At 44.6% G+C, this 18,136-nt stretch carries 11 protein-coding genes; 2 read left to right on the top strand and 9 right to left on the bottom strand.

The features are described 5' to 3' along the window. Positions 1–96 precede the first annotated feature (96 nt). A complete protein-coding gene (locus tag HDC92_RS14535; protein ID WP_183875529.1) occupies positions 97–1,278 on the top strand; it encodes an AIR synthase related protein in 1,182 nt (393 codons plus the stop codon). Here the strand turns inward: HDC92_RS14535 and HDC92_RS14530 are convergent, their stop codons facing one another. The 5 genes from HDC92_RS14530 to HDC92_RS14510 form a co-directional block, all read right to left on the bottom strand. Further along, on the bottom strand, positions 1,279–2,232 hold the full coding sequence (locus HDC92_RS14530; RefSeq protein ID WP_255484537.1) for an SGNH/GDSL hydrolase family protein: 954 nt from the start codon (positions 2,230–2,232) through the stop codon (positions 1,279–1,281). Between the two features lie 101 nt (positions 2,233–2,333). After that, a complete protein-coding gene (locus tag HDC92_RS14525) occupies positions 2,334–3,233 on the bottom strand; it encodes a type IX secretion system membrane protein PorP/SprF (protein WP_036674144.1) in 900 nt (299 codons plus the stop codon). 65 nt (positions 3,234–3,298) lie between these two features. Beyond that, positions 3,299–10,189, bottom strand: a complete 6,891-nt coding sequence (locus HDC92_RS14520; protein ID WP_183875528.1) for an MBG domain-containing protein — start codon at positions 10,187–10,189, stop codon at positions 3,299–3,301. A 165-nt stretch (positions 10,190–10,354) separates the two neighbouring features. Then, a complete protein-coding gene (locus HDC92_RS25335) occupies positions 10,355–11,551 on the bottom strand; it encodes a helix-turn-helix domain-containing protein (protein WP_183875526.1) in 1,197 nt (398 codons plus the stop codon). 181 nt (positions 11,552–11,732) lie between these two features. Further along, positions 11,733–12,254, bottom strand: coding sequence for a DinB family protein (locus tag HDC92_RS14510; protein WP_183875524.1), 522 nt, complete (start codon positions 12,252–12,254; stop codon positions 11,733–11,735). 116 nt (positions 12,255–12,370) lie between these two features. On the opposite strand from HDC92_RS14510, the gene HDC92_RS14505 reads away from it, so the two are divergent. Continuing rightward, entirely contained in the window at positions 12,371–14,536 is a 2,166-nt protein-coding gene (locus tag HDC92_RS14505) for a S46 family peptidase (RefSeq protein WP_183875522.1), read from the top strand. An 89-nt stretch (positions 14,537–14,625) separates the two neighbouring features. Here the strand turns inward: HDC92_RS14505 and HDC92_RS14500 are convergent, their stop codons facing one another. The 4 genes from HDC92_RS14500 to HDC92_RS14485 are packed head-to-tail and all read right to left on the bottom strand — an operon-like array spanning position 14,626 to position 18,109. Then, positions 14,626–15,795: an AGE family epimerase/isomerase gene (locus tag HDC92_RS14500; RefSeq protein ID WP_183875520.1), complete on the bottom strand. Its 1,170-nt coding sequence runs from the start codon at positions 15,793–15,795 to the stop codon at positions 14,626–14,628. A gap of 8 nt (positions 15,796–15,803) precedes the next feature. Next, positions 15,804–16,742: a DUF4434 domain-containing protein gene (locus tag HDC92_RS14495; protein ID WP_183875518.1), complete on the bottom strand. Its 939-nt coding sequence runs from the start codon at positions 16,740–16,742 to the stop codon at positions 15,804–15,806. Beyond that, positions 16,743–17,429 (bottom strand): GDSL-type esterase/lipase family protein, encoded by a 687-nt coding sequence (locus tag HDC92_RS14490; RefSeq protein WP_183875516.1) that lies wholly within the window; start codon positions 17,427–17,429, stop codon positions 16,743–16,745. Between the two features lie 2 nt (positions 17,430–17,431). After that, positions 17,432–18,109 carry a GDSL-type esterase/lipase family protein gene (locus HDC92_RS14485; protein WP_183875514.1) on the bottom strand — a complete coding sequence of 226 codons (678 nt, stop codon included), beginning with the start codon at positions 18,107–18,109 and terminating at the stop codon, positions 17,432–17,434. Positions 18,110–18,136 lie beyond the last annotated feature (27 nt).

Below are 18,136 nucleotides of genomic sequence, written 5' to 3'. Positions count from 1 at the left end.
ATTTTTTTAGTTTTATAACCCTGGCCTTCATTGGCCGGGGTTATTTTTTTAATCAAAAGCCCTAACATTCGGGCGTTTGCTTATCTTTGCAGCAACATGAGTGATAACAGGTACAACCAGCGTGGCGTTTCTGCCTCGAAAGAAGATGTGCACCAGGCCATCAAGAATATAGATAAAGGTATTTTTCCCCAGGCCTTCTGTAAGATCATCCCTGATATTTTAGGCAATGATGAAAACTTTTGCAATATTATGCATGCAGATGGCGCCGGCACCAAATCTTCACTGGCTTATGTGTACTGGAAAGAGACCGGCGATATTTCTGTATGGAAAGGAATTGCCCAGGACGCGATCATCATGAATATTGACGATCTGATCTGTGTAGGTGCTACTGACCACATCCTCCTGTCTTCTACTATCGGCCGGAATAAAAACCTGATACCGGGCGAGGTAATTGCAGCGATTATCAACGGTACAGAAGAAATTTTGGCCGAACTGCGTGCACAGGGCATTTCTATTTATTCTACTGGTGGCGAGACTGCTGATGTTGGTGACCTGGTACGTACCATTATTGTAGATTCTACAGTTACCTGCCGCATAGAACGGGATAAGATCATCAGCAATGATAAGATCCAGGCTGGTGATGTCATTGTTGGACTTTCTTCTTACGGTCAGGCGAGCTATGAAACGGAATATAATGGGGGCATGGGTTCCAACGGCCTGACTTCTGCCCGTCATGATGTGTTCGATAAATCGGTGGCCAATACCTATCCGGAGAGCTTCGATCCTGCAGTCCCTTTTGACCTGGTATTTTCGGGTGCTAAAAAGCTTACAGATGAGGTTAAGGTTGATGAACATACAACGGTTACTGCCGGTAAACTGGTGTTATCTCCTACCCGGACTTATGCACCGGTGATCAAAAAAGTTTTGAATGATTTCCGGTCGCAGATCCATGGCATTGTACATTGCAGCGGCGGTGCACAAACCAAGGTACTGCACTTTGTAAATGACAATGTCCATATCATTAAGGACAATTTATTTCCAATACCCCCACTATTCCGTTTGATACAGGAGCAATCGGGTACCGACTGGAAAGAAATGTATAAGGTATTTAACATGGGGCACCGCATGGAACTGTATGTTCCTGCAGCAATTGCTGAAGCTATTATTGAGATCTCAAAAAGCTTTAACATTGATGCTCAGGTTATTGGACGCGTTGAAAGCTCGGCCCGCAAACAGGTAACTATACATAGCGAAAAAGGGGAATTCACTTACTTTTAATTATTTCATTAAGCTGCTGATCTGTTCATCAATTTCAGCTGCTTTAATTGTTGCTTCCTCCAGGGGCAATCCTTTTTTCATTGGACGTTTGTGCCCTGCAGCAGTTAACCATGCATCCTTCATGAGGTCCTGCTTTTGGGCAATCAGCTTTATGAGCTCATATTTCTTGGAATGTGTTACTGCAGCTGGCAGATCGGCTGCCGTGCTGACTTTTTTCTCGCCCAGGTACAGTAAAAGCGCTTTTGCCATTATCCAGTGCCCGGTTTCACCGGGGTGTACACCATCGGCAGCCAAATAAAATCCATTGATGTTTAAGGCTGCATCTACCTTCCGGTGTGCTTCCAGGTATTTTTTCATGGGATAATGCAGATCTGCTACCTCCCAGTTCTTTGCTTTCTTCTGGCCAAGCAACCAATCAGAATACTTGTCCAGAACTTCTGAATAGCCCTTTTTTCCACCTCTAAGTTCATCATAAACCGGCGGGGTAAGGTGAACAATGCGGATGCCTTTAGCAGCATATTTATCGTGCAGCCAGCTGATGCCATCCTTAAATTTTTGAAAACGGACATTGTCGAATGGCATGTACAGACCATCGTTCATTCCGTAACAGGCAAATACCAGGTCAGGTTTGGTTAGTGCCATTACACGGTCCAGCCGTTCATGAAGGTCGGGCCTCGGAAACTTACCACCCGCATGCCCTGCTTCGGACAAACCGGAAACGGTTTCGCTGGGCAGGCCCATATTGATGAATTCGATTTTCTGACCTGGATAGTTCATCATGCAATAGGCTTCTATATCAACAATATACTGACCGGCATAGGTAATGCTGTTGCCCAGGAACAATACTTTTTTTGTACCAGCCGAAAAAGGCTGTGCAAATGAACTCATGTGCTGGAACAACAGGCAAATGCCTGCAAGAAACGCCAAATACAATTTAACTGATGATGATCTCATTTCACTAAATTAGGTGTTTAAAATGAATGATCACGATCAGTATTGGCAATTTATTCAGCGATATTGGTTAAGGCGCGCTGCTTTACAGAAAAATTACCTGGTTATTTTTCAATTTTACTCAGGTTCAATCTCAGGTTCAGTTCAAAACTGCCATTGGTATAACTGCTCAAAGCTGAAGTCTGGGTGGTATAGGTGCCGCTGATCAGGTATTTCTTTCTGAAGTCCATGCCCAGGCCAAAAGTTGCATTTTCTGTACTGTGGTACATGGCCAGTAAAAACACCTGTTTGTTGGCAATGCCAAACTGTGCCCCTGCATCCCAGATGTTGTCAAAGCCCTGTACACCCCTGTAGGCTACTTTAGGTTCTACATCCATACCCTCTGCTCCTTCGCTGATCCCGATCTTGTAACTTGCTGCCGTATAAAAAGTAGCTACATCGGCCAGTTTGATCACATCCTTTTTCAATACACTTTTCAGGTTGGGCACAGAAGCCTGTATGTTCAGTTTCCCGGAAGTATAGGCTACACCAAAATCTCCGTCCAGGTAGGTTTTACGGTCGTTGTACTGCCCTACCATCGGATCGCTGGGATTGCCATAAATGTCTGCATTTTCCAGGCGCTGGCTCATGAAGCCCAGGGACACCCCAAAATGCAGCTGATGGTTGTTGTCGTTCAGTTTAAGGTGATAGGCATAACTGCCCACTACCCTGGTCTGGCGCTGCAAACCTGCACTTTCATTGTTTACCGTAAGGCCCAGGCCAACTTTGTTAAAGCCATAATCGGCAGTGAGGTTTTGGGTCAATGGCGATCCGGGTACATTGCTCCATAGCTTACGGTAAGCCCCGTTTAATTTTAAGCCCTGGTCTGCACCAGCAAAGGCAGGGTTGATCAGGTACTGGTTGGTATAATATTGCGAAGATAAGGGGTTCAACTGGGCTTTTACTGTGCTGCCCCCCATTGCCATTAGGATTATGATGGTGAATGTTTTATGTATTGCGTTCATTTTGTTTTTGTTGATGGTTTAGCCTGCAGGAACGGGAAGGGCCCTGCAGGTTTTTAAATACCTGATTAATCTTGTCTGATAACTGTAATGAAGCCTTTGAATTTAGGTCTGCTGCTTCCGAAATCGATGACATAATAATAAGTACCTTCTGCCAAAGGTGAACCGTTTAATGTAGCATCCCAGCTGTTGTCGTACCCTTTTTTACCGTAAATGAAACGACCGGCCTTGTCAAAGATCCTGACCTCATTGTTTGGATATAGGTCGATGTTATCGATTACCCATTTATCATTCAGCCCATCTCCGTTCGGGGACATGATATTGGTAGCCTTTATTGTGGCAAAGTCTTCCAGTACAGTTAGCGTAAAGCTTTTGGTTGCTGTACAACCGCTGGCATTGGTTACTGTTACCGTATAAGTTGTGGTCTGGCTTGGTCTCAGCTCCAATACTGCAGTATTTTGTCCTCTTATAATACCATTTGCATTTGCCCATACATAGCTGCTGCCACCTGTAGCGGTTAACAATACAGTCTCTCCTTTGCTGATCTCCGTTCCTTTATCACTGCTGATGGAAACTACCGGCAGGGCGTTTACAGTAAGGGTAAAAGTTCTGCTATAGGTATCAATGCCCCCGTTTGCCGTACCCCCATTGTCTTTTACAGTTACGGTTACCCTGGCTGTTCCGGCCAGGGCGCCAGCTTTAATGCGGTAAGTTAATGTACCGGTAGCACCGCTGCCACTAACGTTTAAAGCATCAAATAAACCCGCATTGTTACTGCTCACAGTTAAAGTGGTGGTTTGTGTGGTTTCGGGGCCTGCACTGATGCCAGTTAAAGCAACTGTTTGTGCTGCTGTTGTAAAGCAAATGGTCTGATCGGCAATAGCAGCCAGTGCAGGCGCTTCGTTTACATCGGTTAAATTGATGCTCAGTTCCTTTTCCAGCCAAAGGCTGTTTTGAGTGGTCGACCTTACCCTTATTTTATAGACGGCCTTATTTTCATAATCAAGGGCAGCGCTGGTGTTGATTTTATTTCCGTTAATGGCAAACAGGGAATTGTCGGTATCCCCTGCTCCTGCAGCCAGTGTATAAGTAAAGATGGCCGAAGGATCATCGGAAGTACTGCTCAGTGTACCGGCATTTGTGCCTGCCGGACTGTTTTCATAAAGCATTACCCCAGCAAGACTGATGCTGGTTGGCGCACCTGGTTTAATTTTCAGGTTACCCGGTACATAACTGATGCTATAATTTGCAGCTGCTGCGCCGCCAATATTGATAACATAATCACCAATAGGACTGTTGGTATTTGCAGTGGTAGTTATTTGCGGCTGGGCAGTCAGTGCAGCATTGCTTTCGTTGTTCACAAAGCCATTATAACTTGCAGTCAGGACAGGATTGGCTGTACCTGCAAACTTCTCTTTGTTATCGGCTGTAATGATCAGGGCTTTTTTATTTACGCTCAAAACGCCGTTAACGTAGCTGATGGCATAATTGTTTAATCCTGTGCCTATGGCTGCCGATGGAACAATAGCATAAGGCTGGTCGGCTACTGTTGCAGCTGCTGCTGCGCCATTACTGGTCAAAGTTACGCTGTTTACCACATCGTTATTGATTAAACCTGTTGCACTAAACGCTGTGCCTGCAAAGTTTAGGGTTTCGCCGTAGGTCTTTACCGCCGGCAGGGCCGTTATGGTCAGGCTCCTTTGCGCCACGGTAAGTGTACCATCCGTATTGCTTAATGTATAATTGCCCAGTTTACCCTGCGGATCTGCAAGTGTGGCCACAATTGGATAGTTTACCCCCGCAGCAGCGCCGGCCGCTGCACCTGTGCTGGTCCTGCTAAGGCTGATGAGGTCACCATTTTGCAAACCTGTAAGGCTTCCTGTAAAGTCGGCATTACCCAGGCTTTCTCCATAGGCTTTAGTCCTGCTGTCATTTACAACTACCAGGGCCTTTGGATCAATGGTTAAAGTACCGTTTACATAACTGATGGTATAATTGCTTAGTCCGGTACCACTTGCAGCCGAAGGGACAAGCGGATAGGGACCACCGGCTACTGTAGCTGTTGCCAGGGCACCCGGACTGGATAAATTTACGCTGCCTACTGTATTACCGTAAACCAGGCCTGTAGCCGTAAACTCTGTTCCGCTAAAGGTTAGTGCAGTTCCATAAGTTTTGTTTAGCTGGGCAGCTGTGATGGTCAAAGGTCTTGGGCTAATGGTAAAATCAGCACCTACAAAATTCAGCGTATAATTGCTGCCCAGTTCCAGGGTACCCCGGCTAACCGGGTAAGTATTTACAGTTTCACCGGCAGTTCTGTCCAGTTTGCCCTTAAAGGCATCACCAGGTATAAGGGGTTCAGAGAGTGTATATCCAAACTCAGGGTCCGGCTCACCGTAAACTTTAGCGCCGGTACTTGCTGTTACAGTTACGGCCCTGGCTTCAATTGCACCGGTTACAGCTACATTTGCCAGTTTATAATTGGCTTTGTCGGCCCCTGTTAAATTTAAGTCTGCAAAGGCAACCGGCTTTGTGCTTCCGGCATTTGGATTGTCGTAACTGGCCGATCCGTAAGTTACAGCCAGCTGGTCGTTGGCAATAAGGCCATCGGCTACAGAAAAATCAATAAAATTAACAGTGGCTGCTTCATTTCCATCATATGTTTTACGCACCTGGTTTACCCTTGCAGTTATTGTCCGTGCTGTTATACTTCCTGTTGTGCTTAAGGCCCCTGTAGTCAGACTGTAGTAGTCTTTCTTCGCACCCGAAAGCACAAAACCATTGACCAGCACTGTTTTGTTTTCGCCGGCATTTTTACTGTCAAAACTTGCCGTTCCGCTTACTGTCAGTACATCAGACCCCACCAGGCCTGTTAGCTGGTAATTGCCTTCGCTCAATGACACAGCAGTTGTGCCATCATAGCTTTTGGTGATCAGTGGTGCGGCAGACAGGCTCAGGCTCAGTGCTTTGGGAAGAACGGTTAAGGTTGCCGTAATCGTTGCAGAAGTATAATATCCGTTTGCGGCCTGTGTAGCGGTGATGGTGGTGCTTCCGGGCTTAAGTAATTTAATGGAGCTGCCGTTAACAGCCGCTACAGCAGGGTCGCTGCTGCTGTAAGTAAACGCGCCATCCGCATTGTTACTTTGCGGAGCCGTAATGGTGAAATCTGAGTCGCCATATTGTTTGCTCAGGTTGGCAAAATTACTCAATGTGGCCGGGCCGCTTACGGTAATGTTAAAAGTCTGGTTTGTGCTACCTGCAGTATTGCTGGCTTTGAGCACTACAGGATGCACACCGATGTCTTTAACCCGTGGGGTACCAGTCAGTACAGCAGCCAGTTCGAGCATGTTAATGGTGTTTTCTGAAAAATTGTTGTAATACAGGTTTTCTGAATCATCGAGCAGCAATCCGAGTACATTTCTGGCTTCAGTCAGTTTAGTGACGGAAGAAAGGTCTGCTGTATATTTTGTGAGACCGTAACCCGCCACATACAATGCACCGCTTTTGTCCATATCCAGGTTGTAGGCAAAAACATCCGGAATCAGTGTACTCACTGTTTGTCCGTCAAATTTAGCGATCCTTGTGATGGGGTAAGACTGACCGAACAAAAGGTTCCCTTGCTGGTCGAATACAAGGCCATTAAGATTTGCACCCGGCACATCCAGAAAAGTCTGGTAGGTTTTTGCGGTAGTGTTTATTTTAATGATCTTGGTTTGCATGGCGGCATAGAGCTCATTGTTGTGTACAGTAAAGCTCATGGGTCCGTTAATATTGGTGATGACATCCGACTCGCCTGCTGCAGGGTTTGCCAGCTGGATGCGGGTGATCTTACGGTCATCTACCCGGCTGATGTAAAGATAGCCATTGTACACAGCTATTCCATAAACCCTTCCGGTAACGCGGTTTGCCCAGGGCAGGATGGCCCCATTGGATTTATTGATCTTATAAATGGCCTGTCCGTTGTATTCGGTACTGTAGATGTTGCCCTCGCTATCCTTTGTAAGACCGGACATTTCGAGCGTAGAGGTGGCCAGCACAACCGGATTATATTTCTGGCCATCTAATGTCAGCCAGTCTGGCAAAGTTGGGGCAGCAATGCTGGTTTCCAGACTGCCTTCTTTGCTGGCTTTGATGGAATAACTATAGGCCTGGCCAACAGTTGCGGCAGTTAGGGGCTGGCTGGTAAAAGCAGGTTTGCCTGTTATGCGCAGTGTAGCTGTTATTTGGCTCTGGGTAAAGTAGTCGTACGCCTGCTGGGTAGCGGTAATAACCACCTGCCCTGGTTTATGGATGGTTACCATGTTTCCAATAATGGAAGCTACAGCAGGATTGCTGCTGGTATAAGTAAATGTACCGAGGGCATTGTTGCTTTGCGGAGCGGTAAGTGCAAAAGGTGCATTACCCTCTGCTTTATCCAGATCAGGGAAATTACTCAATGTTGCCGGACCGGTTACCGTAATGTCAAAGTCCTGGTCCTGATTGCCATTGGTGTTTGTAGCCTTGAGTTTTATAGCGTTTACACCAGCTACAGTTGGGGTTCCGCTTAAAATACCCCCGTCTGTAATGAAACTGACATTGAAGTTGCCCTGGTCGCTTATATACAGATTACCGGAAATGCTGCTCATTGCCAGTCCGAAAACCAATTTGAACTGTGCATCGCCAGACAGGCCTTCGGCAAAACCGGATGTCCCCTTACCGGCATAGGTGCTAACTACACCTGCAGGTGTAACTTTGCGGATGCGGAAATTATTTCTGTCTGCCACAAACACGTTGCCGCTGGCATCAACAGCTACCCCTACAGGCATGTTAAACCTGGCGTTGGCCTGTGTCCCATCGGCAAAATCGGCGGTGCCGTTTCCTGCTAGTGTAGTTACTACCCCGGCTGCAGTAATTTTACGGATGCGGTGATTGTCGCGGTCTGCTACATACACATTGCCCGCGGCATCGGCAGCAAGGCCTGTAGGAAATGCAAACTGGGCTGCAGTACCTGTGCCATCTTTAAAACCTTTTACTCCGCTGCCTGCCAAAGTAGATACCACTCCGCCAGGTGTAATTTTACGAATGCTGTTCATGTCCTGGTCGGTAACGTACAGGTTCCCCGAGTTATCGATGGCGATACCTAAAAGGTAGGTAAAAGTAGCGGTAGTGGTAGTACCATTTGCATAGCCATATGTTCCTGTACCTGCAAAAGTGCTTACCTGGCCTGCCGGGGTAATTTTGCGGACACGAAAATTACGGGTATCTGATACATATACATTACCGGCTGCATCTACAGCTACGCCGGAAGGATCATTGAATTGTGCAGCTGCACCTGCCCCATCGGCGAAACCAGCGGTCCCGCTACCGGCCAATGTGGTTACCACACCTGCAGGGCTGATTTTACGGATACGGTGGTTACCTCTGTCGGCCAGATAAGTATTGCCTGCTGCATCCATAGCGATGCCAGCAGGTGAGTTGAACATAGCGCTGGTACCTGTGCCATTGGCATAGCCCAGATCTTTTCCCACAAAACGTTTCACCACCAGTCCTGGTGTTAAAACCAGCCAGTCTGGTAAACCTGCTGCAGTTAGGCTGATGGGTTCTTTGGCGCCAGAGATGGCCTGAACCTGGTAGGTATAGCGCTGGTTTACCGCTGCAGTCGTTACCGGAGTACTGGTAAACTGGGGGCTCAATGGAAGTGGTGGCGCTGGCCTGTTTACGATCAGTGTATAGGTCTTTGTGCTGTTGTTCTGAGCGGTTACCCTTATTTCGATGGTATTGTCGCCCGTTGTTAAAGGCAGTGCGGCAGATGCTGTTCCGCTGCTCAGGGAGGTATAGCTACCTCCGTTGAGCCTGATGTGCAGGCTTGCCGAAGCATGGTCAACAGTTGGGGTAAGGGTGATGCTGCTTACTGCAGGATCAACCGATGCGGTATAACCGAGTGTATTTTTATCAAAAACAGGCTGCAGTGTTCCTGAACTGATGGCCAGTGCACTAAGATTGGCATTGGCAGATGGTACGGCTATTTTATAGATCCTGCGGTTGGTATGCCCTACAAAAATATCACCGTTGGGGGCTATTGTAACCAGTTTTACACCATAAGTATTGCGGGTAATATATATTTTAGTCCGCTGAAATGTGGTCCCATCTATTTTAAGTACATAATCTAAATTGTTTACAAAATACAGGTTACCGCTTTGATCTATATCCAGGTCGCCGGTATTTACCCACAGGTCCGGATCAGAATTTTTAGCAATCAGGGTAGTTACCACACCGGTGGCACCATTTACTTTGGTAAGTGCACCATCGGCATCAATGGCAAAGATATTTCCGCTAGCGTCGATCGCCATGGTATTGATCTGCCCTGTTCCGGGAAGGGTTATCGTTTTAACCAGCGTCCTGGTGCTCACATCAACCACACTGATTCCACCGCTATGTCCCAGATAAAGCGAATTGCCATAGGCTTTAAAGGTATATGCGGTAGGCAGGGAAGATCCGGGATTGGTATGTATGGGCTTCCAGAAGGATACGTTGCCGGCAGAAATTTCACCAAGGGTAAATCCATTATAACCAAAATACATATTGCTGCCCAGTAAGGTAATACGTGTGCCCAACGATGGCAGTGCTGTGCTGCCTGCAGGGCCCGATGGCAGCGGATTGGTACTGCCCGCAGTTGTGGGTATTCCGGCAATTACGCTGACCTTGCCGTTCTGATCGATCTTCCGGATACAATAGTTCCGGGAATCCGTAACATACAGGTTGTTGTTTGCATCTGTAGTTATCCCTCCGATATAAGAAAATTGTGCAGTAATCGCGTCACTGTTGTCCCCTTCATAATAACCATCTACACCTGTGCCGGCATAGGGGCTTACAGTCTGGGCCTGGCTGCTTAATGCTGCGAAGAAATGGAACAAGAACAATAAAATGAAAGTGGCAGATCGCTTTGATGAAGCAAAAAATAGTTGAGTAGCTGTTATATCCATACGGTTCTTTAGATAATTGAAGCGCCAAAAATAATCCCGGAAAAGGGCATACAGAGGAACTCAGCTGGTCAAAATTGTCTTAACTTTAGAAGATAGGACACTAAAAAAGGATTTTTTTTCCTATAACAACACAAAACGGGAAAGAGAATCTACATTGAAATATTTTTATTTACTTTTTCTCAACTGCAGATACTGGGAAGGCGTTACACCGGTAAATTTTTTAAAGGATACAGAAAAGGTGCTTCTGGAAGAAAATCCTGATTCTTTAGCCAGGCCTTCTAAAGTTAGCGACCGCCAGTCGCCACTTTCCATGCGCATTTTTACATAGTCGATACGGAAACTATTGATAAAATCTGTGAACCGCTGTTTATAATGGTTATTTAACACGTAGGATAAATGATGTAAGGGCATTTTCAATGCCAGGGCCAGTTCATTGATCACAAAGCCCTGCTGCCTGAAGGGCGCTTCTTTTTGCATATAGGTTTCCAGCTGGGCCACATAGGCCTGCATCAGCTCGGGGTTAAAAGGTGCCTCACGCAAAAGTGTGCCGGTAGCGTCTGGCACTTCATCTGCTTTATTTTCCGGTAAAGTATAATTGCTTCTGGGTATGCCATATAACACCTCCGGTTTAAAAAAAAGATAGACGCTTAAACAGGTAAAACCGATCACCTGCAAAAGTGTAGGAACAGAACGGGCAGAAGAAAGCACGCTAACTTTGGAACCCAAATTTACCCATGCGATAACAGACATGATACCGAGCCCTAAATAAATGATTGAGCAGAAAACTGTAAAAGCAATCAACCAGCCTTTTACCTCTTTAAAAGCCTCCAGTTTGTCGCGTTTAATTACCTTCGCCAAAAGCAGCCATTGAAAAAGCAGGTACACAATTCCAAGTATCCAGCGCAATTGAAAATGCCAGAATGCTGGAACAATTCCAGATCCTTTTTGATAAGACATGTTAAAATTATTAACTATAGCATCTGCAACAGCTCTTTTAGTTTCTGCATCTGCAAAATAATAGGGCAGCAGATCAACAACATTTAAAATTGCAGGTATAAAATGCAGCCAGTCATATTTCCTGAACTTAATCTCGTCCAGCAGCACACTCCTGACGTATAAGTAGCTGCAACACGGAATGAGGTAATAAAGTGGGCTACCGATGCGAAATATTCCAGGTATATGTTTTAACCAGCCTGTAATCACCAGAAAGTAAAGCAGCACATACCAAAACCAGCTAAAAATCACTGTTCCAAGTAAACGGTTGGCATGGAGCTGGTATCTGCCCCTGGTGAAAAGTAAAATGCTTGTTATAAAACTTGTAAAAAGGCTACCTGCAACAAAAATATCGTAAAAATTAACCACTAAAAAACCAGTTACTGTAATTAAAAGCTAAGCCAACCTGCACTATTAACCAGGTATAGCGATTCCAGACCGAAATTATTAAAAACATCGCTGGCAAGCAAATTTTTAGTTTAACTATTTGCCCAAAACAATCTACAATTTCGTAAAAGAAGCAAGGGAAGGCTTAGCATTGGTATCTGGATCAGTCCCTGTTCCAGAATGCAGGTGGCTCTATACCCAGGCTGCGCAAATAAACAGTACCCTGGGCACGGTGGTGAATTTCATTGTCAATAAAATAAAGAATGCTGGAGAACACCTGTCCTTCGTACATACCAAAAACAAGGGTGTTTTCCTGAAAACGGGCTTCGTTGATTTTAGGCCAATAGGTTTTGATCTCTTCTGTTGCCTGATCCCATAATTGCAGCAGAACTGCTTTGGTAGCTGCGACATCTTTAGCTGAATGGTTGCTGAAACCTGTAGCTTCCGGCCATTCATCTGTTGCAATTCCTTTAATACCAGGCCCGGAAATATCCAGCAGTTCTTTTACCATGTCGGCAAAGGGACGCATCCCGCCAATGGAATAATCGAATATTTTATCTTCAGGGAAAGCCTCAATTACCCTCCTGGTAAGGCGGCGGTGTCCGAGCCATGCATTCAGCATGTCGGTACCGGAGGTAAAAGAAGTAATGGCAAGTGTTTCGCTGTGGTTGTTTTCAGTTGTCATAATGATGTTTTTAAGGTTAATCCTATTTTCTTACACAAAGAAAACATGGGCTACTGACAACCCTATGGCAGCCTGATTTATTTTTTTACCTTTGCTGCAACACTAACTAATGTATTATGATAAAAAGAACAGTTTATCTGCTGTTATGCGCCATAGTATTGTCTTTTGGCAATACCGTTAAAGCAGATGAAGGGATGTGGATCCCGATGCTGATAGGTAAAAACTATGAGCAAATGAAAAAACAGGGCTTTAAACTTACCGCTAAAGACCTGTACAATGCCAATGGTTCCAGCTTAAAAGATGCCATCGTTCATTTTGGCGGCTTTTGTACAGGTGAGATTGTATCAGACAAGGGATTGATCTTCACCAATCACCATTGCGGTTATGATGCCATTGCTTCTAACTCTACTCCTCAGAACAACATTCTTGACAATGGTTTTTATGCAAAAAACTATGGCGAGGAAAAACCGATTAACGGTCTGTTTGTACGCTTTCTGCAAAGAATGGAAGATGTAACCGCTAAAGTTAATGAAGCTACAAAAGGTTTAAAAGGAGCAGAAAAAGAATCTAAAATGCTGCAGGTATTTGAGACCATTGCAAAATCTGCTGTTACAGGGCCAACCATTGAGGCCAATGTAAAAGATTTTTATAAGTCTAACCAGTTTATCTTGTTTGTTTATGAGCGTTTTGATGACGTACGCCTGGTGGGTGCCCCTCCTCAGAACATAGGTAAGTTTGGCGGAGATACAGACAACTGGGAATGGCCGCGCCAGACAGGTGATTTCTCTGTGTTCAGGGTATATGCGGCGAAAAACAATGCCCCGGCAAAATATTCGGTAGAAAATGTACCTTATAAACCTAAAAAGTTTCTTCCGGTTTCTATTAAAGGGGTAAAAAATGGCGACTTCTCTATCGTTTATGGTTATCCGGGCCGTACAGACAGGTACCTGACCTCCTATGGGGTAGACATGGCCACAGAAAAGGTAAATCCTACGATCGTTAAACTACGCGACATCCGCCTGAAAGCCTGGAAAGCTGAAATGGATAAAGATGTAAGCCTGCGCTTAAAGCTATCGTCCAAATATGCACAGATTGCCAATTACTGGAAATATTTTATCGGGCAGACAGAGCAATTGAAACGCTTAAAAGTTTCGGATAATAAACGTAAGGAAGAAAAATCATTTACAGAATGGGCTGCCCAAAAAACAGAATTTGCAGGCTTGATGGAACAATATGATCAGATCTACAAAGATTACGATCCAATTGCGGTTCAGCGTACTTATATCAATGAAGGTTTCCTGGCTTCTGGCTGGGTTAGCAATGCCATTACGATAGGACGTTCATGGGCAGCTATGGAACAGAAAAAAGGTGACGAAAATTTTGCCGGACAGGTAAAAACAAGTGTAAACCAGGCTATAGCTACTTACGGAGAAACCTATAATGAGCCGGCAGATAAAAAGATCTTTGCCCAGATACTGGCTGCATTTTACAACGACGTACCGGTTAAATCGCAGCCTAAGTTTTATGCAGCACTAGCCGAAAAATACTGGACAGGAAACCCTGAAACGACCTTTCAGAAATATGCAGATTACCTGTGGGAAAACAGTAAACTGATCAGACCCGAGAAATTAAAGGCATTTATGGCCACCAACCCTTCGCTGGAAACCATTAAAGAAGATCCTGGATATAAATATGCGGTAAACCTGTACCCTCCTGATTACATCAAAACGAACTTTGGCTCGGCTGTAGCTGATTTTGAAACCAAAAAGGCGGAACTTGACCACCTGTACCTGAAGGCTGTGCTTGAAAAAAATGCAGGCAAGCTGATGTACCCGGATGCCAACTCTACCATGAGGCTTAGCTACGGCAACGTACAGGATTATTCTCCGAAAGATGGCATGGTCTATAAAACCACCACTACCATTGAAGGTGTGATGCAGAAGTATATCCCGGGCGACAGTGAATTTGATTTACCGGCCAACCTGATTGAGAATTACAACAAAAAGAATTTTGGTCAGTATGGTAACGACGGTACTTTAACAGTTGGCTTTATTACCAATAATGACATTACAGGTGGAAATTCGGGTTCTCCGGTAATTAATGGCAATGGCGAACTGATCGGTCTTGCTTTTGACGGCAACTGGGAAGCCATGAGTGGCGATATTGCGTTTGATAAAAAGTTTAAACGTACCATTTGTGTAGATGTACGCTATGTACTTTGGTGCATTGATGTATTGGGCGGCGCGAAGAATATCATTAGCGAGTTACAGATCAGAAAATAAAAAAACACCTTCTCTTTAAGGCTGGAAAGCTTTTTCCTGAAAAAGGAAAAAATTTTCCTATGCCTCTTCAGAGAAGGTATTTTTTATTGCTAAGACGCCGGTTCAGCTACCTGCTGAAGTGTCTTGGCTACCTGGAACAAAGCACGCGGCACATGGAAACAGCATTTCCATTTGCCACCTTTTAGTGGCAGCAATACCTCTCCTCTCCTGTTCAGGTAAGCAAACCACTCGCCATGTTCTGCATCCCTGAAATGGTTCCAGGCATAGTCGTGTAATTTGTCAAACCATTCCCGGCATTCATTTTTTCCGGTAAAGGCATAAGCTTTTGCCATACAGACCAGGGCTTCCAGGTGTACCCACCATAATTTTTGGTCCCATTCCAGCTGCTGAACAGGATGTTTCTTAATGTCCATAAAATAGAAAATACCCCCAAATTCCTTATCCCAACCGTAATCAAGTGTGCGAAGTGCAATCTCTGTAGCCTTGATTATTAATTTCTGATCATTTAAACGCAGGCCAAGGTCCATCATAAACCACATCGCTTCAATGGTATGCCCGGGGTTAACCAGTCTGCCATCAAATGAATCTGAAAAAGAACCGTCAAGGTTTACATTTTCAAGTATCAGACCGCTATCCTGCTGATAAAATATATCCATTACTTCATGGATAACAGATTTAAGCAGGTCATCAACTGTTTTTTTATCCAGGAGATGTTCCATTTCCAGCGCCAGATTACTGAGGATCATGGGTAAGGCAAAGTTTTTAAGCTCGCGGGTACCCGGATACGCCTTATTGTATTTGCCTTTTGGATTGTTTTGACGCTTTAAGATATTATAAAAGGTGTCTTTGGCAATTTTTGCGTATTTCTCCTGCGGATCTGCCTTGTAAAGTGCGGCAAAGGCCATACTGGCAAAACAGTCAGAAAATATATTATAAGGTTGCACCAGAGGTTTTCCGTACTGATCAAGTGAAAAATACCAGTTGCCTTCGGCATCCCGGCCATGTTTTGCTAAAAAATCTGCGCCATGTCTGGCCATCTCCAGCCATTCGGACCTGGCTTCCTGTTCATGGTATAAAGTAGCGAAAGTCCAGACTTCCCGCGCCTGCAGCCACATAAATTTATCGGTATCAAACACATTTCCAAAACGGTCCAGGCAATTAAAATATCCCCCTCCTAATTCATCTTTTGAATGTTTCATCCAAAATGGAATCACATTATTTATTAATTCTTGTTCGTAAACTTCACTATAATTCTTCATCACTATGCTCAAATTGTTAATCCTTGTAGGTATTCTTTATATCGGTTAAATAGATGTCCGGCCTGGAGGTAGGCCGACTGCGGGCTCATAAAATGTGAAAATTCAAATGTAATGGCTTTATCGTATCCGGCCCTGCGGGCAGCTTCCAGTTTAAGCCTTAATTTCTCAAACTTAATGGGTAAAAATTTAATGGGCATGTCGCGGTCAAAGCTCTCTGCATTGGTCCAGCATTGCAAACCATGCTGATCGGCCATCTTCTTGTTCACCGCAAAAAAGTCGTCCAGTTCATGATAATCAATATGGCCATCCTGAAAAGCAACTGCATCAACAGCTCCTTTTATTCCTTCAAATATCTCCCCCCATTCTTTTTCATGTTCCTGTAAAGAAACAGCATCCTGCTTAGTCAGTGCCGATGACGCCGCCATAACAGCCTTCTTCCCATCAATCCATGGAGAGATTAAAGTGGGCAAACCGGCACTAATATCTTTACACTGTATGCCCAATGTACGGAAAGCTTCAGTAGCACCTTTTGTGCCCCTGCTGATTTCCATGCTCAGGTACCAGCCACCAAAGCTTTTGTAATGACCGTATTGTTTCCAGACTTCATCGATCACGAAACGGTTGGCATCTATTTCGTGTTGCATATTGCCCGTATCCCAATATTGTCCGCTATCATATAAACCGAAATAAAATTTCATGTTGTATTTATCTGCAAGCTGCAGATAAAGCTCAACCAGGTCTACCGGTGGCCTGTAGCATCCGTATGCGTTCTGTAAATAAAGAGAGGGATAGGTAATGAACCTCCGGTAGCCACTCCTGATTAAGATCACGGTATCAATCCCTACAGATTTCATATGGGCAAAGTCCCGGTCCCACTCCTGCCGTCCCCAGTTCTGATGCGGAATATCATGAGATATTTCATCTATAAACGTTCCAGTAATCTTCATTTACAAATATTTTTTACTTTTTAAATAATCAACCCACAGTACATACGCAGCAGGCTTAATGTGGATGCCATCCATAGTCAGTTCGGGCTTTAGCTTGCCCGAGCCATCATTAAATACCTCATGCAGATTGACATAGGTTAAGTTATATTTTTTGGCAAGGGCAGCAATTTTTTCGTTGAGCTGAACAATCAGTTGTCCTTTGTTTTTAAGATAAGCAGCAGTAAGGATATCATCATTCATTGGCAACACACTCTGCACATATAATACCGTTTTCGGCGATCCCTTACGGAACTGCTGAATGATCTTTTCGTAGTTACCGGCAATGACTTCGACGGGCAGGTTTCTGCCAATGTCATTTATCCCGATCAGCAAAAATATCTTAGCTGGCTTAGCGGCAATTACGGGCGCAATACGGGCAAGTACACCAAAGGTATTGTCTCCGCCAATGCCACGGTTCATGACAACTTTACCAGGCAATAGTTCGTGCCACATGCCCCGCTCGGTAATGCTGTTCCCTAAAAATACAGTTGCTTTTGAGGGCATAGGTAAGGTAACAAAAAGTTCCATTCTACCCTGGTAATAGGTATTGTTATAACTGCTGTCTATTTTTCCCTGTTGTGCCGAAACTGGCGCCGTGTATAAGAGGCCCAGCAACGCTGCGGCTGAAGAAATCAATTTCAATTTCATATTTATAGGTATTTTTGCTTTTTTAAATATGCTGCCCAAAGCACATAGGCCTCGGGTTGTAAATGCAGCCCATCAGTGGTCAGGCTGCGGATGAGCTGTCCGTTCTCATCTTTAAAAATGTTAAACAAATCTACATAAGGTAAATTATATTTTACAGAAAGGTCCTTTAACAATACATTCAATGCAATGATACGTTTGTTTCTGATGTTATCATAAATAGGCGCCAGAACCGACTCTGTAACAGGTAGCACACTTTGAAGGTACAGCTGCGTTTTTGGATTTTGTTGCTGCACTTTACGGATAATGCGCTCATAGTTCCTTGCGATAACCTCTATTGGTGTGCCCCGTTTAATGTCATTCACGCCAATCAGCAGAAAGATCTTTTTGGGCTTTTGCACCAGGATATCATCCAGGCGGTGAAATACCCCGAAAGAATTGTCGCCACTGATGCCTCTGTTAATTACGTTGTTCATTCCGGTTACATCCTGCCATTGTCCAACTTCTGTAATGCTGTTACCCAGAAAAACAACCGGTTTTTTCTGTACCGGCAAACTTTGAAAATATTTAACACGCTTTACATAATAGCCATTGGCATAGCTGCTGTCTTTTTCAGCTGTTTGTTGCGCGTTGCCATAAAAAGGCAGTGAAAATAATAGGGCAATAAAAAATGGTCTCTTCATGCTATACAACTTTATACATTTCTTTAA

Source organism: Pedobacter sp. AK017 (assembly GCF_014200825.1).
GTDB lineage: Bacteria > Bacteroidota > Bacteroidia > Sphingobacteriales > Sphingobacteriaceae > Pedobacter > Pedobacter heparinus.
This window is presented reverse-complemented; position numbering and strand designations above follow the sequence as displayed.